This is a genomic window from Candidatus Enterococcus wittei, from assembly GCF_002140175.1.
Classification (GTDB): Bacteria; Bacillota; Bacilli; order Lactobacillales; family Enterococcaceae; genus Enterococcus_B; species Enterococcus_B wittei.
The window spans coordinates 201,928-222,235 of the sequence record NZ_NGMO01000001.1 but is presented as its reverse complement, the minus strand read 5'-3'; the positions used below and the strand labels follow the sequence as shown (position 1 = coordinate 222,235).

General features: G+C 37.3%; 21 protein-coding genes. 17 read left to right on the top strand and 4 right to left on the bottom strand.

The annotated features are described in order from the left end of the window. Positions 1 to 8: 8 nt before the first annotated feature. A complete protein-coding gene (locus A5844_RS00775; RefSeq protein WP_086283168.1) occupies positions 9 to 1,520 on the top strand; it encodes a carboxypeptidase M32 in 1,512 nt (503 codons plus the stop codon). A gap of 36 nt (positions 1,521 to 1,556) precedes the next feature. Further along, positions 1,557 to 2,246 carry an HD domain-containing protein gene (locus tag A5844_RS00770; RefSeq protein WP_086283167.1) on the top strand — a complete coding sequence of 230 codons (690 nt, stop codon included), beginning with the start codon at positions 1,557 to 1,559 and terminating at the stop codon, positions 2,244 to 2,246. 81 nt (positions 2,247 to 2,327) lie between these two features. Here the strand turns inward: A5844_RS00770 and A5844_RS00765 are convergent, their stop codons facing one another. Beyond that, on the bottom strand, positions 2,328 to 2,654 hold the full coding sequence (locus tag A5844_RS00765) for a hypothetical protein (protein ID WP_086283166.1): 327 nt from the start codon (positions 2,652 to 2,654) through the stop codon (positions 2,328 to 2,330). A 119-nt stretch (positions 2,655 to 2,773) separates the two neighbouring features. Here A5844_RS00765 and A5844_RS00760 point away from each other — a divergent pair, with 119 nt between their 5' ends. Together A5844_RS00760 and A5844_RS00755 are read left to right on the top strand one after the other, a co-directional pair. Then, positions 2,774 to 3,919: a VanZ family protein gene (locus A5844_RS00760; RefSeq protein WP_086283165.1), complete on the top strand. Its 1,146-nt coding sequence runs from the start codon at positions 2,774 to 2,776 to the stop codon at positions 3,917 to 3,919. Positions 3,920 to 3,992: 73 nt separating this feature from the next. After that, the gene (locus tag A5844_RS00755; RefSeq protein WP_086283164.1) at positions 3,993 to 5,342 is read left to right on the top strand and encodes a DEAD/DEAH box helicase; all 1,350 of its coding nucleotides are present in this window, start codon (positions 3,993 to 3,995) and stop codon (positions 5,340 to 5,342) included. A 517-nt stretch (positions 5,343 to 5,859) separates the two neighbouring features. Here A5844_RS00755 and A5844_RS00750 read toward each other — a convergent pair. Continuing rightward, positions 5,860 to 6,294, bottom strand: a complete 435-nt coding sequence (locus A5844_RS00750) for a GNAT family N-acetyltransferase (protein WP_086283163.1) — start codon at positions 6,292 to 6,294, stop codon at positions 5,860 to 5,862. A 363-nt stretch (positions 6,295 to 6,657) separates the two neighbouring features. On the opposite strand from A5844_RS00750, the gene alaS reads away from it, so the two are divergent. The 3 genes from alaS to A5844_RS00735 all read left to right on the top strand — a co-directional run bounded on the left by alaS (position 6,658) and on the right by A5844_RS00735 (position 11,244). Beyond that, complete coding sequence (alaS, locus tag A5844_RS00745) at positions 6,658 to 9,300, top strand: alanine--tRNA ligase (RefSeq protein WP_086283162.1); 2,643 nt, start codon at positions 6,658 to 6,660, stop codon at positions 9,298 to 9,300. 155 nt (positions 9,301 to 9,455) lie between these two features. Further along, complete coding sequence (locus A5844_RS00740; protein WP_086283161.1) at positions 9,456 to 10,052, top strand: ECF transporter S component; 597 nt, start codon at positions 9,456 to 9,458, stop codon at positions 10,050 to 10,052. 52 nt (positions 10,053 to 10,104) lie between these two features. Continuing rightward, on the top strand, positions 10,105 to 11,244 hold the full coding sequence (locus tag A5844_RS00735) for a cation diffusion facilitator family transporter (protein ID WP_086283160.1): 1,140 nt from the start codon (positions 10,105 to 10,107) through the stop codon (positions 11,242 to 11,244). 219 nt (positions 11,245 to 11,463) lie between these two features. On the opposite strand, the gene A5844_RS00730 is transcribed toward A5844_RS00735, so the two are convergent. After that, complete coding sequence (locus A5844_RS00730; protein ID WP_086283159.1) at positions 11,464 to 11,868, bottom strand: ribonuclease HI family protein; 405 nt, start codon at positions 11,866 to 11,868, stop codon at positions 11,464 to 11,466. Positions 11,869 to 11,945: 77 nt separating this feature from the next. Between A5844_RS00730 and A5844_RS00725 the strand changes: the two genes are divergently transcribed. Beyond that, on the top strand, positions 11,946 to 12,380 hold the full coding sequence (locus A5844_RS00725) for an EbsA family protein (RefSeq protein ID WP_086283158.1): 435 nt from the start codon (positions 11,946 to 11,948) through the stop codon (positions 12,378 to 12,380). Positions 12,381 to 12,434: 54 nt separating this feature from the next. Here A5844_RS00725 and A5844_RS00720 read toward each other — a convergent pair whose 3' ends face one another. Continuing rightward, a complete protein-coding gene (locus tag A5844_RS00720; RefSeq protein WP_086283157.1) occupies positions 12,435 to 12,641 on the bottom strand; it encodes a cold-shock protein in 207 nt (68 codons plus the stop codon). A gap of 200 nt (positions 12,642 to 12,841) precedes the next feature. On the opposite strand from A5844_RS00720, the gene A5844_RS00715 reads away from it, so the two are divergent. The 9 genes from A5844_RS00715 (at position 12,842) to A5844_RS00675 (ending at position 20,302) form a co-directional block, all read left to right on the top strand. Next, positions 12,842 to 14,512 carry a formate--tetrahydrofolate ligase gene (locus A5844_RS00715; protein ID WP_086283156.1) on the top strand — a complete coding sequence of 557 codons (1,671 nt, stop codon included), beginning with the start codon at positions 12,842 to 12,844 and terminating at the stop codon, positions 14,510 to 14,512. Positions 14,513 to 14,994: 482 nt separating this feature from the next. Continuing rightward, a complete protein-coding gene (locus A5844_RS00710; RefSeq protein ID WP_086283155.1) occupies positions 14,995 to 15,192 on the top strand; it encodes a helix-turn-helix transcriptional regulator in 198 nt (65 codons plus the stop codon). Next, on the top strand, positions 15,193 to 15,678 hold the full coding sequence (locus A5844_RS00705) for a DUF6773 family protein (protein WP_086283154.1): 486 nt from the start codon (positions 15,193 to 15,195) through the stop codon (positions 15,676 to 15,678). It abuts the gene before it with no gap. Positions 15,679 to 15,781: 103 nt separating this feature from the next. After that, on the top strand, positions 15,782 to 16,165 hold the full coding sequence (locus A5844_RS00700; protein WP_086283153.1) for a hypothetical protein: 384 nt from the start codon (positions 15,782 to 15,784) through the stop codon (positions 16,163 to 16,165). Then, positions 16,152 to 16,850, top strand: a complete 699-nt coding sequence (locus A5844_RS00695; protein WP_086283152.1) for a CBS domain-containing protein — start codon at positions 16,152 to 16,154, stop codon at positions 16,848 to 16,850. The genes A5844_RS00700 and A5844_RS00695 overlap by 14 nt, the downstream gene beginning before the upstream one ends. A gap of 4 nt (positions 16,851 to 16,854) precedes the next feature. After that, complete coding sequence (lspA, locus tag A5844_RS00690; protein WP_086283151.1) at positions 16,855 to 17,319, top strand: signal peptidase II; 465 nt, start codon at positions 16,855 to 16,857, stop codon at positions 17,317 to 17,319. Next, on the top strand, positions 17,316 to 18,227 hold the full coding sequence (locus A5844_RS00685) for an RluA family pseudouridine synthase (RefSeq protein WP_086283150.1): 912 nt from the start codon (positions 17,316 to 17,318) through the stop codon (positions 18,225 to 18,227). Before lspA ends, A5844_RS00685 begins: the two co-directional genes overlap by 4 nt. Positions 18,228 to 18,464: 237 nt before the next feature. After that, positions 18,465 to 19,004 carry a bifunctional pyr operon transcriptional regulator/uracil phosphoribosyltransferase PyrR gene (pyrR, locus tag A5844_RS00680; RefSeq protein ID WP_086283149.1) on the top strand — a complete coding sequence of 180 codons (540 nt, stop codon included), beginning with the start codon at positions 18,465 to 18,467 and terminating at the stop codon, positions 19,002 to 19,004. 14 nt (positions 19,005 to 19,018) lie between these two features. Beyond that, complete coding sequence (locus A5844_RS00675; protein ID WP_086283148.1) at positions 19,019 to 20,302, top strand: solute carrier family 23 protein; 1,284 nt, start codon at positions 19,019 to 19,021, stop codon at positions 20,300 to 20,302. Positions 20,303 to 20,308: the final 6 nt, after the last annotated feature.

Below are 20,308 nucleotides of genomic sequence, written 5' to 3'. Positions count from 1 at the left end.
ATGGTTGGATGAACGAAAAAGAATTTTTAGATGAGCTGAAAGAAATCGACTTGTTGAATCAAGCGCTGAAGTTACAAGATTGGGATATCCAAACAGGCATGCCCGAAAAAGCCAACGAAGACCGTAGCGAACTTAATAGCTATTTATATGGACTTTATTTTTCAAAAAAAATCGGTCCTAAAATCAAGGAAGCAATCGATTATTTTCCCCAACACCCTGAAGAATTGTCAGAAGTTGGTCAAGTAGTATTTGAGAAAGTAAAAGAAAACTATGAATTGGAACATTTAGTGCCAGAAGAGTTAATGAGCGCTTTGACTGCTGCCACTTCTAAAGCCCATGGAAAATGGCAAGAAGCTAGAGCATCTAAACAATTTTCTGATTTTCAATCAGCATTGACTGAAAACATCCATATTACTAAGCAACTGATTCCTTATTGGCGAAAAGAAGAAAAAACGGATTATGATGTGTTATTAAATCAATATGAACCTGGTATGACTGTGGAAATTTTAGACCAGGTATTCGCCCAAGTCAAAGAAGGAATCTTGTCGATTCGTCAAACCTTGAAAGAAAAAGGGAAAGAACCGGCAACAGACTTTCTTTCACGTAAAATGACAAAAAAACAACAAAAACGATTTGTGGTGGAAGTGATCAAACAGCTAGGTTATGATTTTTCCCGTGGGCGATTAGATGATACGGTTCACCCTTTTATGATCGGTATCAGCCCAAATGATGCTCGAATCACCACTCGATGGGATGAACATGATTTCAAGATGGCGATTTTAGGTGTGATCCATGAAGCTGGACATGGTATGTACGAACAAAACATCGATTTGAAATATGCACATACACCGATTTATGAAGGAACATCTATGGGGATCCATGAATCACAATCCCTTTTCAACGAGATCATCGTAGGAAGTAATCGCAGTTTTTGGAAAAAACAATATCCATTTTTCCAAGAATGTGCAGAAGGAACATTTGATGATGTATCTTTTGATGATTTCTACCGTTCCTTGAAACATACCAAATCAAGTCTAGTGCGGATCGAAGCAGATAGTCTGACCTATCCTTTGCATATTATTATTCGTTATGAAATTGAAAAAATGATTTTCAATGAAGGATTAGCTGTTGAAAAATTACCAGAAGTTTGGAATCAAAAATATGAAGAATATTTAGGAGTCCGTCCTGAAAATGATTTAGAAGGTATTTTGCAAGACGTTCATTGGTCAGGGGCAAGTTTTGGTTATTTTCCTTCTTATGCATTAGGGTATATGTATGCGGCTCAGCTGTATCATGCTATGGGCAAAGATTTGGCTGTGGATGAGATCTTAGCCTCTGATGACTATTCTTCAATTAGAGAATGGATGACTGAACATATCCATCAATATGGTGCCTCACGAAAACCCAATCAATTGATTCAAGATACCACAAAAGAGCCATTAAATCCTCAGTATTTGATTGACTACATGGAAAAAATTTACTTTGATGTTTACGGTGTCGAAAAAACGAATAGTAAGTAAGACATTCCATCTAATCACAAGAAAGTGAGGAACCAAGTGGACCAATTAAAAAAAATCGCCAGTTACAGCGAACAACAATTAAAAAACGATCAGACCGGACATGGTGCTGACCACACAAATCGAGTAGTGAAATTGGCACAACAAATTTTAGGAACAGAACCGCAAGCTGACCCATTTATAACTCTTGTGGCGGCTTATTTACATGATATAATCGATGATAAAGTCGTTTCTGATATTGATCGAGCCAAAGCACAACTTAGAGATTATCTAGTTGAAATCAATTTGACGAAGGAACAAATTGAATCGGTCTTTTTCATTATTGAAAATATTTCTTTTTCAAAAAGTTTCAGTTCTTCAAAACATGAATTGACTTTAGAAGGAAAGATCGTGCAAGATGCAGATCGTTTGGATGCAATCGGTGCAATTGGTATTTTACGAACTGCTTATTTTGGCGGTGGACATGGACATCCCATTTTTGATCCAACACTTTTACCAACCAGTTATACAGATAAGGAGACTTATCGTAAAGGGTCAACGGTGATCAATCATTTTTATGAAAAATTACTTTTATTGGCTGATCAAATGAATACAGTATTTGCGAAAAAAGAAGCAAAACGCCGTGAGCGCTTTATGACTGAGTTTTTAGAGGAATTCTTTCAAGAATGGTCTGTGGATGATCCGAAATTCACTCCAGAAAATTGGTTATCGAATAAGAGCCATGAATAAACGATCTGAAAGATTTTAGTAGAATAAATATCGACTGATCGATCCTTGAAAAAGGGGAACTCGATCAGTCGATTATTTGCTTCATGCCTTGTTTTCACGTAATTGTCTGATCCGTCGCCATGCTCGAAACAGATTCAGTAAAACTAAACAAGTAGCGATAGCAATCGGTAGCCAAATCAAATAGACGGGATAACCGATCCGATCAGATAGTTGGTCACTAGATAAATAAGCTAACTCTGTTGTCGCTTGTTGCCAAGTTTGTAAATTGAACATGAGCATAAAGCTTGAGATGATAAATAAAATAATTCCAAGATAATGGATCGTTGATCGTTTACGAATATAAGCAAAAATAAAGTAAATAAAAAGTAGACATGCTGGAACACCGAAAACAAAATAAACATTAAGCATGAATGATCGCCCCCTTTTACTAATCATACTTCAATTGATTTGAATTGAAAAATAATTTAATACGTTGTTTATTGTTTCTAGAAAATTTCTGATAAGATTTATGGATAGGAGGGGGATGGATGGCTAGTTATATTGAACCGATCCGTTTTGCACTGCTTGTTTTTCCTTTTCTAGCTTTAGCCATCTCCACGGTATTTTTTATTTATGAATATCGGAGATATGGAACGTTTTTACTTACAAGAGCGCTTGTTTTGTATTCATTTGTTTTTTATCTATTATGTGCTTACTTTTTAGTTATTTTACCATTGCCTCCAAAAGAAACAGTGGCGCAAATGAGCGGACCAAAGATTGAACTTCACTTACTGGCTTCATGGGAACACTTCAAAGCCAATACAGTGCTTGTTTTATCTGATCCAAGCACGTATTTACCAGCTATGCGACAAAGTGTGTTCTTAGAACCGCTTTTCAACGTTTTTTTACTATTGCCGTTTGGTGTGTATTTGAGGTATTATTTCCGCTTGTCGTTTTTAAAGACAGTATTGGCTAGTTTTTGTTTGTCTTTGTTTTTTGAATTGACTCAATTGACGGGGTTGTATTTTATTTATCCCAGACCATATCGTTTGTTTGATGTCAATGACTTAGTCACCAATACGGTGGGAGGAATGCTTGGTTTTTGGTTGGCTCCCGTCTTTACTTTCATGTTGCCTACGAGAGCTCGAATGGATGAGGTAGCCTATGAAAAAGGCAAGACTGTCTCACTTACACGAAGAGCTGTCGCTTATCTTATTGATTGGTTCTTTTTGTCACTTGTCAATTTGTTGATTGGAAGCATATCGGCCTTGTTTTTCGGAGGAGGATCTTTCACTTCCTATAATTGGTGGCTGTTTATTGAAGTCATTCTTTATTTCATGATCGTACCTTACGTAACGAATGGGCAAACAATAGGGAAAAAAATCGTTCGTATCAGAATCGTTGAAAATGAACGAGAGAAAGTATCATTTCGGGCATTGTTCATTCGTTATGCTTACTTATACCTCTTATTTTTTGGACTAAGCTGGTTAGGTCAGCTAGTGGGGCCGGTGATGAATCATTCAACAGGGGTGATCCAAGTGAGTGCTTTGTTTGTCTTCTTAGGAACACTCATTGCTCAATTAGTCTTTATTCTCAACATTTTATTATCATACGTACGAAAAAAAAGAGTATTATTTTACGAAAAAGCCAGTCGGACACATACAATCAGTACGATTATGGAGAGCAAAGACTAAGGTTTCCAAGCAAAAAAGTCGAAATTATGGTATAATTCCAAAGTCGTAAAAAAATAGGAGAAGAGGTGTCGAAATGAGTCATTTTAAACAATTCAATTTCCAACCGTTTATCAATGAAGCGTTAGCAGAAAAAGGGTTCGAGCAACCGACTGAAGTTCAGGAACGATTGATTCCTTTAATTTTAAAAGGTAAAAATATCATCGGTCAATCACAAACTGGGACAGGTAAGACGCATACGTTTCTTTTGCCTCTATTTCAAAAAGTAAATGCAAATAAAGCTGAAGTTCAAGTGGTGATCACAGCACCAAGCCGAGAATTAGCAACTCAGATCTTTGATGCAGCTACACAAATCGCGAAGTTTTCAGATCCAGAAATTCGTGTATCTAATTTTGTTGGAGGAACGGATAAGCAACGTCAAATCGGGCGTCTGCATCACCAACAACCTCAGATCGTGGTAGGGACGCCTGGGCGGATCCTAGACATGATGAATGAGCAAGCATTGAAGATCCATACTGCTTTTGCTTTTGTCGTAGATGAAGCAGATATGACCTTAGATATGGGTTTTTTAAATGAAGTCGATCAAATAGCTAGCCGATTACCTGAAAAACTACAATTTTTAGTCTTTTCAGCAACAATCCCAGAAAAATTACGTCCATTCCTACGTAAATATATGGAGAATCCAATTATTGAAGAAATCAAACCAAAAGCAGTGATTTCTGAAGATATTGAAAACTGGTTGATTTCTACCAAAGGAAAAGACAAGAATCAAATGATCTATCAGTTATTGACGATAGGACATCCTTATTTAGCTATTGTCTTTGCCAATACAAAGCAACATGTGGATGAAATCGCTAGTTATTTAAAGAGTCAAGGGTTAAAAGTTGCAAAAATCCATGGAGATATCACCCCACGAGAACGTAAACGTGTGATGCGTCAAGTGCAGAATCTAGAGTATCAATATGTGGTAGCCACTGACCTTGCAGCTCGTGGTATCGATATTGAAGGTGTTTCCCATGTCATCAATGCTGAAGTCCCAGAAGAATTAGACTTCTTTATTCATCGGGTCGGCCGAACAGGTAGAAATGGTTTGAAAGGAACAGCCATCACTTTGTATTCACCGAATGATGAACAAGCGATTGAAGGAATCGAAAAAATCGGTGTGGTATTTGAACCAATGGAGATCAAAAACCAAGAAATCGTTAAAACATATGATCGTAACCGTCGGACTAAACGAGAAAAATCAAAAGATGTCTTAGACCCAACATTAATCGGCCTAGTGAAAAAGAAGAAGAAAAAAATCAAACCAGGCTACAAGAAAAAAATCGACTGGGCAATCGCAGAGAAGAATAAGAAAGAACGTAAAATCGAACGCAGACAACAAACAAGAACAGCCAGAAAAAATAAAAAAAATTCGAATAAATAAAGAGGTTGTGACATCAGTGTTATGGCCTGAGCATTAAACAAAAAAATCGTGAAATAGCTTTCTATAGTTTGCGATTTTTTTGTTTAATGCCGAGGGTCAGCTGATGGAACACCGTTGATCACTTTAAGGAGTAAACTTAGAGGATGGTCTTAAGCTGAATCGTGAAATAGCTCTTTATATTTCGCGATTCTTTGTTTAATGCCAAGGATCAGCGAATGGTTGATCTTGTAAAGTAAAAAGAAGTAATGAATCCTAATAGAAGAGATGAGCGTGAGACAAAAGTGTGATTTACTCTTGTTTCACGCTCTAAATACATATAAAGGGCAGAATCAGAAACAACTCCTTCGAAAATAAGCTGAAATACATAAAATTTGAAAAGCACTTTTCGTGAGTCTCTTCTTATTGCTTGGAATTAACTACTTGTCCCAGCCTCATCTTTGCATAAGTGTTAGTGCTGAAAGTATGTTGAAGATACGAAAATGCTATAGGAATATTGTTAGCAGAAAAATTATTTCTCTTATCTATTTTTTAATGGTTTTTGCATCTCTATACATAAGATCCCATCTTCTAAAAATGGTTGCGAACAACTAATGTATCCTTGCTTTTCATAAAAAGGAACGGCTGTCAATTCTGCAATTAAAAAAGCTTCCGTATATCCTTCTGTCTTTGCTTTATTTTCGGCAAAATCTAACATCTTTTGACCGATCCCTTGCTTACGAAAATCTTTGGCCACACAAAAACGTTCGAATTGTATTCGATTGGTCTCTTGATTTTGATAACGCAAAGTAGCAATCGGTTGATTGTTCTCAAAGAACAATAAATTTGGATAATACGCATCTTTTCCATCAAACTCCAACTCAGCTAAAATCTCTTGTTCCATGACGAATACTTGATAACGTAAATAATAACTGGCAGCTTTCAGCCATTCCTCTTTTCCAAAAAAATACTCCATGTTTTTCTCCTCCAACCCTATCTTATTTTGATCATAGCAAAAAGAAAGGAACAGGAAAAGAGAAGAGGAAAAAATAAAAGTTTTATTGACAGTATGAAAAAGAATACGTATACTGATAAAGTACAAAAAGGACATGGTTTGTTTCTAGCAAGACTCACAGAAAATTCTTTCTAGGCTGAAAAAAGAATAGTCACTATTCAAACTGCTCCCTTTTTATTTGATAGAAATATCAACGCGACTCAGCGTTAACGAGTTGAAGAGGTAATGATTAAACATCATTGCAATCAAGGTGGTACCGCGAGTTTTCGTCCTTGGCTGTAATGATGTTTTTTGTCGTCTATTATTCAGAAAGAAGGTAAAATAATGAAAAAATTAAGCAGTGCAGAAGTTCGTCAGATGTTTTTAGATTTTTTCCAAGAAAAAGGACATACGATTGAACCGAGTGCGTCACTTGTACCTGTCAATGACCCAACACTACTATGGATCAATTCAGGTGTAGCAACGCTCAAGAAATACTTTGATGGTTCAGTTGTACCTGAAAATCCAAGAATCACTAATGCACAAAAATCGATTCGAACAAATGATATCGAAAATGTAGGAAAAACTGCTCGCCATCATACCATGTTTGAAATGTTAGGGAATTTTTCAATCGGTGATTATTTTAAAGAAGAAGCGATTCACTGGGCATGGGAATTTCTAACAAGCCCTGAATGGATGGCCTTTGATCCAGAAAAACTATACGTGACTGTTTATCCGAAAGATACAGAAGCAAAACGTATCTGGCATGAAGAAGTTGGACTACCACTTGATCATATTGTAGATGTGGAAGACAATTTTTGGGATATTGGTGCTGGTCCATGTGGTCCTGATACAGAGATTTTTTACGATCGTGGCGAAGCTTATAATGATTTGGCAGAAGATGATCCAGAAAATTATCCAGGTGGGGAAAATGAACGTTACTTGGAAATTTGGAACTTAGTCTTCTCTGAATTCAATCATAAACCAGATGATACATTCGAACCACTACCACATAAAAACATTGATACGGGGATGGGCTTAGAGCGGATGGTTTCGATCGTCCAAGATGCACCAACCAACTTTGAAACTGATTTGTTCTTACCAATTATCCATGCGGTGGAAAAATTAAGTAAACAAGTAAATTATGGTGAAAATCCAATAACAGATATTTCTTATAAAGTAATAGCCGATCATATTCGTGCATTATCATTTGCCATCGGTGATGGGGCATTACCATCTAATGAAGGACGTGGCTATGTTTTACGCCGTTTATTACGCCGTGCAGTCATGCATGGAAAGAAATTAGGGATTGAGCAAGCATTCTTATATCGCTTAGTACCTGTGGTCGGTGAGATCATGGTAAGCTACTATCCAGAAGTATTGGAACAAAAAGAATTCATCGAAAAAGTCGTACGTACGGAAGAAGAACGTTTTAACGAAACAATCAACGAAGGTTTAGAAATTTTGAACCAAGTGATTGCAGAGGTAAAACAAGAGCAAGGAACAACACTTGCCGGAAAAGATATTTTCAAACTTTATGATACGTATGGTTTCCCAGTAGAGTTAACAGAAGAAGTCGCTGAAGATGAAGGATTAAAAGTGGATCATGCAGGCTTTGAAAAAGAAATGCAAGCACAAAGAGAGCGTGCCCGTGCAGCCCGTAGTACTGAAAAATCAATGGGTGTTCAATCTGCTTTATTAACAGATATCAAGGTAGATAGTAAATTTATTGGATATGAATATATGGAATCTGATAGCGAATTATTAGTGATCGTTAAAGATGAAGCAATCATCAATGAACTTACCCAAGGTGAAGCACAATTGATTTTTGATCAAACACCGTTTTATGCAGAAATGGGAGGACAAGTAGCGGATCAAGGGTGGATCATTGATGCTTCGGGAGAAACTGTTGCCAATGTGGTGGATGTACGTAAAGCACCAAATGGTCAGTTCTTACACACAGTAGAAGTCCTTTCTTCAATCAAAGAAGGAAATACCTATCATCTGTTGATTGATCAACCTAGACGTAATCGTATCATTAAAAACCATACAGCCACTCACTTGTTGCATAAAGCACTAAAAGAAGTATTAGGCGAACATGCCAACCAAGCTGGATCACTTGTAGCTCCAGGACATTTACGTTTTGATTTTACCCATTTTGGCCAGATTACGACAGAAGAATTAGCGGAAATGGAACAAATCGTCAATGAAAAAATCTGGGAAGCTATCCCAGTGGAAACGATCGAAACAGATATCGATACAGCCAAAAATATGGGAGCAATGGCCTTGTTTGGTGAAAAATATGGTCATGAAGTCCGTGTGGTAAATATCGGTGGCTGGTCCATCGAACTATGCGGAGGAACCCATGTAGGGAATACTGAAAATATTGGGATCTTTAAAATTGTTTCTGAATCAGGAATCGGTGCGGGAGTTCGTCGTATTGAAGCAGTCACAAGCAAAGAAGCTTATGAAATGTTAGAAAGTGAAGAACAACAATTAAAAGAAGTAGCTGCCATCGTGAAATCACCACAACTAAAAGAAGTAGTGACAAAAGTAGAACAACTGCAACAACAACTAAAAGAACTTCAAAAAGAAAATGAACAATTAGCCAGCAAATTAGCGAACCAACAAGCAGGAGATATATTCAAAAATCCAGAGACAATCAATGGTAAAACGATGATCACTGCTCAAGTAAAAGTAAAAGATATGAACCAATTACGCCAATTAGCCGATCAATGGAAACAAAAAGCTGTTTCAGATATCTTAGTCCTTGCGAACGAGCAAGAAGGCAAAGTAAGCTTATTAGCGGCAATGACTCAAACAGCTAATCAAGCTGGCTTAAAAGCAGGCGATTTGATTAAAGCTATTGCACCAAAAGTTGGTGGTGGCGGAGGTGGACGACCAGATATGGCTCAAGCAGGTGGGAAAAATCCGGCTGGCATTCCTGATGCTTTAGCAGAAGCCAAAGAATGGTTGAAAAAACAGTAACAAATATTTAAGTTAGAGTATATAATAAAAGAGGTGACGAGTTTGGGAGAGATACCTAGACTCGTCCATTCTTTTGAGTGACAGAATGTCGTTGCTTTTGTTGACAAATAGGGAAAACTGTTTATGATGAGTATAAAATAAAAGGGGGCGTCAAAATGAATAGCAAAAATAAAACTTTTCGCTTAGTTCTACGAGCTATCTTATTAGCAATTATCATTGTCCAAGCGATGGTACCATGGTTAGGGTTTATCCCACTAGGATTTATCAGTTTAACAATCATTCATATTACAGTAATCACTGCAGCAGTCGTTTTAGGACCGAAAGATGGGATGTTGATTGGTTTGTTCTGGGGAATTGCGACAATCGTGCGTGCCTATGCCATGCCGACTACTCCTTTTGATACATTAGTTTTTACTAATCCCGTCATCTCTGTTGTTCCGCGAATTTTGGTAGGTCTTGTTGCTGGTTTCGTCTTTCATTGGCTTTATCAGCGATATGCCTCTGTAACGCGTGCAGCGATTTTTGCAGGTGTGTTAGGATCTTTGGTCAATACCATTCTTGTTCTAGGGTTTATGGGTCTTTTTTATACAAATGCAACCGCTCAGGCCTATGGAGTAGATACATCTGTTTTATTCAAGACTTTAGCCGGGATTGCAGCAATCAATGGTATTCCTGAAGCAATTGGTGCAGGGATCATTACACCACTGCTTGCAAAAGCGTTGTTTGCAGCGACACCTTTAAAACCGGAATAATCAAAATGAAATAAAGAGGATGACTCCTCGCTTACAAAGGAAGTAAAAAAAATTGGCGAAGAAACAAGAAATTCTCACCCCACGGCAGCGAACGAAAAAAGGAATTTTGGCAGGTACACTAGGATTGATCTCAAATCTGATTTTATTCCTTTCAAAATTCATGATTGGTTTGATTTCAGGCAGTGTCTCCATTATGGCTGATGCCATCAATAGTTTATCTGACACTGCATCTTCTGTGTTAACATTGATTGGCTTTAAGATAGCAGCTAAGCCAGCAGATCCTGAACATCCTTATGGACATGAACGTTTTGAATACATCAGTGGTTTATTTGTTTCGATTATTATTACGTATGTTGGGTTTCAATTTTTACAATCTTCTGTAGAAAAAATCATCCATCCAGAAAATATTTATCTTTCACCAATCGTTTTTCTTGTGCTGGTGTTCTCCATTTTACTTAAATTTTTTCAAGGACGAATGTATCTCAAGATAGCCACTACCATTGATTCAGAAGCATTGGTGGCGACAGCCAAGGATAGTTATAATGATGTTTTCACAACGTTAGCTGTATTGATTTCTGCTGGTGTCGAGTGGTTAACTGACTGGCGAGTAGATGGTTATATTGGCTTTTTACTTGCTCTTTATATTCTATATAGTGGTATTATGATGTTGAGAGAATTTGTGTATGAGTTGTTAGGTAGTCGACCAACCCCGCAACAAGTAAAAGAGATGGAAAAGCATTTAAATAACTATTCGGAGATCTTAGGCTACCATGATCTTCTTGTTCACAATTATGGTCCAAGTAAACATTTTGCTTCCGTCCATATTGAAGTAGATGATCGCTTGAACTTGAATCAAGCACATAAAATTATGGATCAAATTGAAAAAGATTTTAAAAAGTCTCTGGATGTCGAGTTAGTTTGTCATTTAGACCCTGTACCTATCGAAAATGAAAACTATCGTAAAATTCTAAAGGGGCTAATTGAGATCATTGATGAAACAGGCAATGGGTTGAAAATCCATGATTTGCGAATCATGCATCAAGGAACGGTTTTACAATTTGATGTGGTGGTACCAGAGTCGTTTAGTCTATCTGATGAAGAATTAGAAAGAATGCTTCGCACCCAGATTGAAAAGCGAATCGGTAATTATCACTTAGATATTACCTTTGACCATAACTATTTGCTTTATTGATATCTGGTTTCCAAAAAAACTTTAAGAAGTTTTTTGAAAATCTCGTGCTTGTATAGATAAGGTAATGTCATGGAGAAATAGGGCGCTGTGTTGGAAGAAGAGGAAGATAATGTGGGAGAGGATGACACAAATAGAATCCTTTGGTTGCACTTCAATAATCAGGTGAAAATTAAGTGCAAGTAGAGAGATAATTGATTTTCACCTGATTACACAGTACTTTTATGATTTTTCCAATGTTTTTCTCAATGCTTGTCTAGCAAGATTATCAGCGCCTTTATTTTTGCTTTCAGGTATCCATTGAAGGATCAATAGAGAAAAATCTTTTAGTAATGTTTGGATTTTAAGCAAGTAAGGGATAAAATCTTTATTTGATGTATAATTCTTGTCAATCGTTGAAACAAGGGTTTTACTATCGGAATAACAAAGAATTGTTTCCTCCATAACCTTCTTATTCTTTAAAATTTCTAAAGTTTTAACAAAGATTTCAAACTCTGCTTGGTGATTTGTTCCGTATGAGAGTGGAATTGCTAATTGTTCCTGTTGCTGGTCAGTCACAATTACTATTCCACCACCACTAGGTCCAGGGTTGCCTTTTGTGGAGGCATCAATGTATACTTTTAACATATGGAAAGGTCCTCCTTTTTAAAAAACAGTATGGTACTATAATTATATCATTACTGGAATAGGTGCGAGGTTGAAGAATGAAAAAAATTATTCACTGGCAGCCAGAAATGGCACAGTCGATCATCTATTGGTCATTCACGTTTTTTGTTTTATTTCTTAGTTTGATCATGTCTTTGGAAAACACCAGACCTTATTGGAAAAGTAATCTAGTAATGGGGCTATTTTTTATTTGCCTGTTTCTTGGATTGCGACGGTCTTTTGTATTAAAGCAAGATTCGATCAAAATTCGATATACATTATTTTGGAAAGACAAAGAAGTACCGATTGAGCAAATCAAATCCTTTCAATCAGAAAAGTATGGGATAACAATATATATAGATAGAGATAAAGAACCAGTAAAGTATTTAATGAAAAAGAAAGCCCGAAAGATTTTTCTCGACTATCTGACAGAGATGGATGCTTCGAAAGAGCAACTTATATCTGAAAAACAAGTTACTGGAGAAAAGAAATAGAAAGAAAAAGCGGTTCAGCCTATAGGCGAACCGCTTACGTATTTCTTTCATTATTTATTGGTCGATCTTTTTGACATGAGCCGCTTGTTTGCCACGATTACCTTCAATAACGTCAAATTCGACCACTTGGTTTTCTTCAAGTGTTTTGAATCCTTCTTCTTCGATTGCTGTAAAATGAACAAAGATTTCTTCTGTTTCATCGTAATGGATAAAGCCATATCCTTTTTTGTTATCGAACCATTTTACCATTCCTGTGGTCAAAACACTCACGACCTTTCTTAAATCTGATCATAGCTTACATTATAAAGAGTAATTATAAGTACGTCAAATAAATTTAAATACATGAAATAATTTTAAAACTAAATTTTTTCTGTTTTTTTTTAGAATAAAAAAAGGTATAATGATTATAACTTAACGAAAATTCATTTTTTTTATTTAAAGTTCGGGAAAAGGGGTAAAATATGAAGAGTGATTTAGAAATTTCACAAGAATCAGAGTTAGAACCGATCGTTGAAGTGGCAAGAAAGATTGGAATTGATCCTGAAGATCTGGAATTATATGGTCAATACAAAGCAAAAATCAATTTTCCATTGATTAAAAAAGTGATGAATAAGCCTGATGGAAAGTTAATTTTAGTCACTTCAATTAATCCTACGCCAGCTGGAGAAGGGAAATCAACTGTTACAGTGGGTTTAGGGGATGCTTTAAATCAATTGGGAAAAAAAGCAGTGATTGCATTGCGTGAACCTTCTCTTGGACCAGTAATGGGAATCAAAGGGGGAGCAGCTGGTGGAGGTTACGCACAAGTTTTGCCGATGGAAGATATCAATTTACACTTTACCGGAGACATGCATGCGATAACATCTGCTAATAATGCTTTAGCCGCCTTAGTTGATAACCATATCCATCAAGGAAATGAACTGAATATTGATCCTCGACGAGTGATCTGGAAACGAGTGGTGGATTTAAATGATCGAGCTTTAAGACAAGTAATCGTAGGCCTTGGTGGACCACTTCAAGGTGTGCCACGAGAAGATGGCTTTGATATCACTGTGGCAAGTGAAATTATGGCGATCTTATGTCTAGCAACGGATTTAGAAGATCTAAAAGAACGTTTGTCTCGAATTATTATCGGGTACACGTATGATCGTCAACCTGTCAGTGCTGGTGATCTAAAAGTAGAAGGCGCTTTGGCTTTGCTGTTAAAAGATGCTATCAAGCCTAATCTAGTTCAAACGATTTATGGCACTCCCGCATTTATTCATGGGGGTCCTTTTGCGAATATTGCTCATGGATGCAATAGTGTATTGGCGACGAAAACCGCATTGAAATTAGCGGATTATGTCGTAACGGAAGCAGGATTTGGTGCTGATCTAGGTGGAGAAAAGTTTCTTGATATCAAAGTGCCTAATTTAAAAAAAGCCCCAGATGCGATTGTGATCGTTGCAACGATTCGTGCATTAAAAATGCATGGAGGAATGAGTAAGAGCCAATTACAAACAGAAGATCTTGAGGCGTTAAGAATTGGCTTTGAAAACTTAAAACGACATATTGCAAATATGCAAAGTTATCGCATCCCTGTTATCGTCGCAATCAATGAGTTTGTCACAGACACCGCTGCCGAAATGGATTTATTGATCCGATTATGTGAAGGATTGGGTGTTGTAGCAAAAAAAACTAGCGTTTGGGAAAAAGGTGCACAAGGGGGGACGGAGTTAGCCAAAGCAGTCATTGAAGTGATTGATACCAATAAAGCTGACTATACTCCTTTATACCAAGAAGTTGCTTCGATCAAAGAAAAAACAAACAGGATCGTTCAAAAGATTTACGGCGGAAAAGGTGTGTCTTTCACTAAGAAAGCTGAAAATCAAATTGCTGAATTTGAAAAAAATGGGTGGGCTCATCTACCTATCTGTATGGCAAAAACTCAATATTCTTTCTCTGATGATCCCACGCTTTTAGGAGCACCGGAAGATTTCATTCTTACGATCCGAGAATTCGTACCGAAGTTAGGCGCAGGTTTTATCGTTGCTTTGACGGGAGAAGTCATGACGATGCCAGGTTTACCAAAAAAACCAGCAGCATTAGGCATGAATGTGACGAAAGACGGAGAAGTTGAGGGGTTGTTTTAAAATCCAAAGGCATAAAGATCATTTAGATTATGAAAGCACGTGTTCAGATTCTGGCGAAAAATGAAAACATGTCTTTCGATACTAGTAAAAAAAGGTTCGTTTCCTACAGTTTTTACGGTGGGGCGATTAACTATTGAACTCTAGTTATCCAATTATGAAGCTGAAACATTCACTAGAAAATATCTAGTAATGTTTCAGCTTATTTTGTTAGAAGACGATTTATAAACAAGTGGTTCGCTGATAGCTTGCTACATCATCCAGAGGAAGTAGCAACTTTTTGTGAATACTAGCCTTGTTCTAACAAGTGACGGTATCCTATTTATTTAGTTCCTAGGGAAAAATCTAGATGCCAATTGATTTTTTTTTGAGAGATGGTCTTTTTTAGTAAATTATATATTACTTTATGTACAATATAGTTTACATAAAGTAATATATAATTTACAATGGGGAATAAGAACTGAGAAGGAGGGTCTATATAAAACGTGAAAAATACCCGAATAAAGATGGCACGTCTTGCAAAAGACATGAGCCAGGAAGAGTTGGCGCAATCTGTCGGAGTAACAAGACAAACAATCGGCCTGATTGAAGCAGGGAAATATAATCCGACACTTAAACTATGTATGGCAATCTGTCAGGCATTAAATAAAACATTGGATGAATTATTTTGGGAGGGAAACTAAGTGAATCATAAAAAAATCAAAGATGAGCGTATCATCCAAATGAATCATAAAATACAAAGCGAAGCCTTCTTGCTGGTATTAGCTTTAATAGGTATTTCCCTATTTGTCAAAAGTAATCTTCTTGATCTCACGCTTTCTGATTATATGGCAGAGTTGTTGATTGTCGGTGTTGCATTGATTTATTTAATGGTACGTAGTGTGATGATTGGACACGAGATGATGGATCCATCAAAACATGCGAAGAAATTACGTATCATTGGGATTTTAGGAATCAGTCTACTTGTAGCACTTTCAACTGGAATCAGAAACTATCTACTGTATGAAGAGGCATATACAGGGATTTTTGATGGTTACTTTCTCGCAGTATTAGGTATCACATTCTGTTCGTCTATTTTATTTACTACATTGATATTCTTTCTTGTTTCTTCAGTCAATCAATTTGGGCAAAAAAGATTGGAGAAAAAAATCAATCAAGAAGAGGAATAGGAAATCACCACTAAACACTAGTCGTTGTTGGCTCAAAACAAATCTCTGAACAGATGTTGCACTTGTGTTTTACCATAGATTAACGCATAATAGGAGGTACGAAATGGAAGTAACGTTTACTAGAAAAACAGGTTTTTACGCTATGGGTAGTCCCATTACTTTGCGGATCGATCAGCGTAAAATCAGTTTAAACCATAACCAGACGATCACTTTAGATTTAAAGGCACCGTTTATGATGCAAGCCTCATTTTTTTGGCTGAAAAGTCCAGTTTATCATGTGACAGAACCAGGACGTCGATATATCATTACGATGAATCTTTTATTACTTCAGATCTATCCATTTTTATTCCTCTTTTCGGGAATAACTGCCCTCGTTTTTCAAAGTATCCTTTATAATTTTATGATGGTTTTCATTGTCATCGGTTTCTTTTTTTATATAAAAAACCAAGCATATACCATCAAGGAGGAACAAGATGAAAAACTCTGATGTGTTTTTAAGTAGCTTTAATCGTATCGAAAAATGGATGCAAGAAGAAATGGGAAATCCACGAAATATGGGTTTTACTGAATTAGTACGGCGTTTGGCTCAAAAAAAGCATCAAAGTATACGTAACTATGAAGAAGATCTTTTACAGTTGGCACAACTGCGTAACGCCATTGTGCATGACCGTATTGCTGTTGATTTTATCATTGCTGAGCCAAATGAGTGGGCAACAAAGCGGATCCAGAAAATCGAACAAGAGTTGTTGCGACCTGAAACTATCTTGCCACGGTTTGCAAAACACGTGACAGGATTTGAACAAGATATTCCTTTATTAGACTTATTGGATACCGTAGCTAACAAACGATATTCTCAATTTCCTCTTTATCATAAAGGAAAATTTAAAGCATTAATTACCTTGCGTATGCTCGGTTTCTGGTTAGCTAGAGAAAGTCAAAAGGGAGTTATCGATCTAACTTCGAAAAAAGCGTCTGATTTGATCATCAAAGATGGCAAGTACACGAATTATCGTTTCGTGTCCGCACAGACAACGATTTTTGACGTAGAAATGATGTTTCGTGAACAAGGAACGCTTGAAGCAGTATTGATTACTAAAGATGGCGATCCAAATGGAAATTTATTAGGTATTATTCGACCAAGAGATATTTATCATCAAGTAGAAAAGGATTGATTGTGTGTTAGTGATATACTGGATTTTAAGTGCATCGATCATTGGATTGGACCAATGGGTGAAATGGTGGATCGTGAATGATTTATCTTTAGGAGAAACAAAATCATTGATTCCAGGGGTTTTATCGTTGAACCATATCCGTAATACAGGGGCTGCATGGAGCATGCTTGAAGGGAAAATGTGGTTTTTCACTATAGTGACAGTGATAGCTGTCATAGTGATCATAACATTGATGTTCAAAAATCGAAAAAACGGCAACCGCTGGTTAATGATTGGCTTAAGTCTGATCTTAGCAGGAGCTGTAGGAAACTTTATTGACCGTATCCGTTTAGGCTATGTCGTTGATATGTTCCAAACAGATTTTATGAATTTCCCGATTTTTAATGTAGCAGATATCTCCCTTGTTTGTGGTGTGATCTGTGTATTGATTTATATTATTTTAGATGAAAAGGAACAAAGAAAAAAATGACACAATTAAAAGCAACGATTCAGCAAGAAAAAGGACGTATTGACAAAGTCCTAACAAATTTGTTTTCTACTTATAGTCGATCACAAATTCAACAGTGGTTAAAAGAAGAGGCTGTTTTTGTCAATGGTCATCCTGTGAAAGCTAACTATAAAGTGAAACCAAAAGATGCTGTCTTTGTGGAAATCCCTGAACCTGAGGAACTAACGATTGTAGCAGAAGATTTACCGATTGAGATCGTCTATGAAGACGATGCGGTGGCAGTAGTCAATAAACCTCAAGGAATGGTAGTTCATCCTTCCGCAGGCCATACACATGGGACACTCGTCAATGGCTTGATGTATCACATGAAAAATTTATCCTCGATTAACGGAGTTATCCGTCCAGGGATCGTGCATCGGATTGATAAAGATACGTCTGGACTTTTGATGATTGCTAAAAACGATCTGGCTCATGAATCTTTAGCACAACAGTTGAAAGACAAGACTTCTTTAAGGAAGTATGTAGCACTGGTTCATGGAGTGATCTCTCATGATAAGGGGACAATCAATGCACCGATTGGCCGTTCAAAAGTCGATCGGAAAATGCAGGCAATCAGAGAAGACGGTAAGCCAGCAGTGACACATTTTACGGTATTGGAACGCTTTGAAAACTTTACTTTGATCGAATTACGCTTAGAAACAGGTCGAACACATCAAATCCGTGTGCACATGAAATACATCGGCTATCCTTTAGCAGGCGATCCGGTCTATGGACCGAAGAAGACGCTGAAGGGCAATGGACAGTTCCTCCATGCAAAATTGCTTGGTTTTACTCATCCAGTAACAAAAGAGAATATGGTCTTTGAAGCGCCTTTACCCGAAGTGTTTGAAAAAACTTTAGAGAAGTTAAGAAAAGATATTGCTTTTTAAGAATATTTTCTGTATAGTAATATCAAATGAAAGAAAAACTTAATAGAGAAGTCCTTTAAGTTTAGTCCCGTGAGGCTAAGAAGGGTGTGAGTAAGAAGAAATATGGTGCGCCATATGGACGATTACTCAATGACGTCGCATAGTCAGCGATCCGTATATAAGTATACGCTCAGTCTAAACATTCCTCCTGTCCTCTTAGGGCAGGAGTTTTTTTGTGTAAAAATTGGAGGGGAAAAAATGCAAAGAAAAGAAGTAGTAGATCAAATAACAATGAAACGTGCGATTACTCGAATCACCTATGAAATCATTGAAAGAAACCAAAGTATCGAAGATATCGTGCTAGTAGGAATCAAAACAAGAGGGATCTACATTGCAGCGCGTATCGCTGAAAGACTGCAGCAATTAGAAAATATCGCAGTTCCTGTGGGAGAACTAGATATCACCCTTTATCGGGATGATAAAAAAGAAACACCGAAAGAAGCTGAGTTACATTCTTCTGATATTCCTGTGTCATTAGAAGGAAAAGAAGTGATCTTGATTGATGATGTCCTGTATACTGGTCGAACGATCCGTGCAGCCATGGATGCAGTCATGGACTTTGGACGTCCAAGAAAAATCTCATTGGCTGTATTAGTTGATCGAGGCCATCGAGAATTACCGATCCGTGCAGATTATGTTGGTAAAAATATTCCAACGTCAAGAGCAGAAGAAATACTAGTTGAAATGCAGGAACTAGATGGACAAGATCGAATCATGATCTTAAAAGATGAAGAGTAGAGAGGAAAGTTCACATGTCGGAGAAAAAAGAATTTCATAATGATCACGTTGTTTTAGATATTCATGATCGACCAAGTATGGGTCACTGGGTAGGCTTGAGTTTACAGCATTTATTCACGATGTTTGGCGCAACTGTCTTGGTGCCCATCTTAGTAGGGATCGATCCGGGTATCGCTTTAGTCAGTTCGGGGTTAGGAACCTTAGTGTATTTAATTACAACGAAAGGAAAAATTCCTGCTTACTTAGGAAGCAGCTTTGCTTTTATTGCTGCCATGCAATTATTGATGAAAACAGACGGTCTTCCTGCCATTGCGCAGGGAGCCATGACAACAGGGCTTGTCTATCTGATCGTTGCTTTGATCATTAAAAAAATCGGTTCTGCTTGGCTAGATAAGATTTTACCACCGATCGTTGTTGGTCCAGTGATCATGGTCATTGGCCTTGGTTTAGCAGCGAATGCAGCGAACAATGCGATGTATCATGGTAATGCCTATGACTTCAAATATTTAGCGGTTGCGCTGATTACATTAGGCTTGACGATTTTCTTTAATATGTTTTTACGAGGTTTCTTAGGATTAGTCCCAATCTTATTAGGAATCATCTCTGGTTACATCGTTGCTTTACTCTTTGGCATCGTGGATACCCAACCAATCGTCGATGCTCCGTGGTTTGCCCTGCCAAACTTTGAAATACCTTTTGTCCAATATCAACCGAAGTTATATCTTGGAGCGATCACAACAATGGCGCCGATTGCTTTTGTAACAATGACAGAACATATCGGTCATCTAATGGTCTTGAATAAATTAACCAGACGGAATTTCTTTGAGGAACCAGGATTGCATCGAACATTAACTGGGGATGGGTTGGCTCAATTAGTGGCAGCTTTCGTAGGAGGCCCACCAGTGACAAGCTATGGTGAAAATATCGGTGTATTAGCTATCACACGGGTCCATAGTGTGTTCGTGATTGGTGGCGCTGCAGTCTTTGCGGTAGTCTTAGGATTCGTAGGGAAACTAAGTGCGTTGATTTTAAGTATCCCTGGACCAGTCATCTCAGGTATCAGTTTCATTTTATTCGGTGTCATTGCAGCTAGTGGAATGAAGATCCTGATTGAAAATAAAATCGACTTTGATAAAAAGAAAAACTTGTTGATTGCTTCTGTCATTTTAGTTGTAGGGATTGGTGGATTGGTTCTTGAAGTAGGAACCTTTACACTGTCAGCGATGGCTTTAGCTACTGTGTTAGGAATTATTTTAAATCTCATCTTACCAGAAACTTCTCGTAGCGAGGAAAACTAAGGAGGA

Excerpts from the sequence above, each read along its gene's own strand:
- A5844_RS00700 (WP_086283153.1), top strand. The coding sequence starts at position 15,782 with ATGGAAGTAACGTTTACTAGAAAAACAGGTTTTTACGCTATGGGTAGT.
- A5844_RS00725 (WP_086283158.1), top strand. The coding sequence starts at position 11,946 with ATGAAAAAAATTATTCACTGGCAGCCAGAAATGGCACAGTCGATCATC.
- A5844_RS00765 (WP_086283166.1), bottom strand. The coding sequence starts at position 2,654 with ATGCTTAATGTTTATTTTGTTTTCGGTGTTCCAGCATGTCTACTTTTT.
- A5844_RS00775 (WP_086283168.1), top strand. The coding sequence starts at position 9 with ATGAACGAAAAAGAATTTTTAGATGAGCTGAAAGAAATCGACTTGTTG.
- A5844_RS00715 (WP_086283156.1), top strand. The coding sequence starts at position 12,842 with ATGAAGAGTGATTTAGAAATTTCACAAGAATCAGAGTTAGAACCGATC.
- A5844_RS00740 (WP_086283161.1), top strand. The coding sequence starts at position 9,456 with ATGAATAGCAAAAATAAAACTTTTCGCTTAGTTCTACGAGCTATCTTA.
- A5844_RS00760 (WP_086283165.1), top strand. The coding sequence starts at position 2,774 with ATGGCTAGTTATATTGAACCGATCCGTTTTGCACTGCTTGTTTTTCCT.
- alaS (WP_086283162.1), top strand. The coding sequence starts at position 6,658 with ATGAAAAAATTAAGCAGTGCAGAAGTTCGTCAGATGTTTTTAGATTTT.
- A5844_RS00750 (WP_086283163.1), bottom strand. The coding sequence starts at position 6,294 with ATGGAGTATTTTTTTGGAAAAGAGGAATGGCTGAAAGCTGCCAGTTAT.
- A5844_RS00675 (WP_086283148.1), top strand. The coding sequence starts at position 19,019 with ATGTCGGAGAAAAAAGAATTTCATAATGATCACGTTGTTTTAGATATT.
- A5844_RS00695 (WP_086283152.1), top strand. The coding sequence starts at position 16,152 with ATGAAAAACTCTGATGTGTTTTTAAGTAGCTTTAATCGTATCGAAAAA.
- A5844_RS00755 (WP_086283164.1), top strand. The coding sequence starts at position 3,993 with ATGAGTCATTTTAAACAATTCAATTTCCAACCGTTTATCAATGAAGCG.
- A5844_RS00685 (WP_086283150.1), top strand. The coding sequence starts at position 17,316 with ATGACACAATTAAAAGCAACGATTCAGCAAGAAAAAGGACGTATTGAC.
- pyrR (WP_086283149.1), top strand. The coding sequence starts at position 18,465 with ATGCAAAGAAAAGAAGTAGTAGATCAAATAACAATGAAACGTGCGATT.
- A5844_RS00730 (WP_086283159.1), bottom strand. The coding sequence starts at position 11,868 with ATGTTAAAAGTATACATTGATGCCTCCACAAAAGGCAACCCTGGACCT.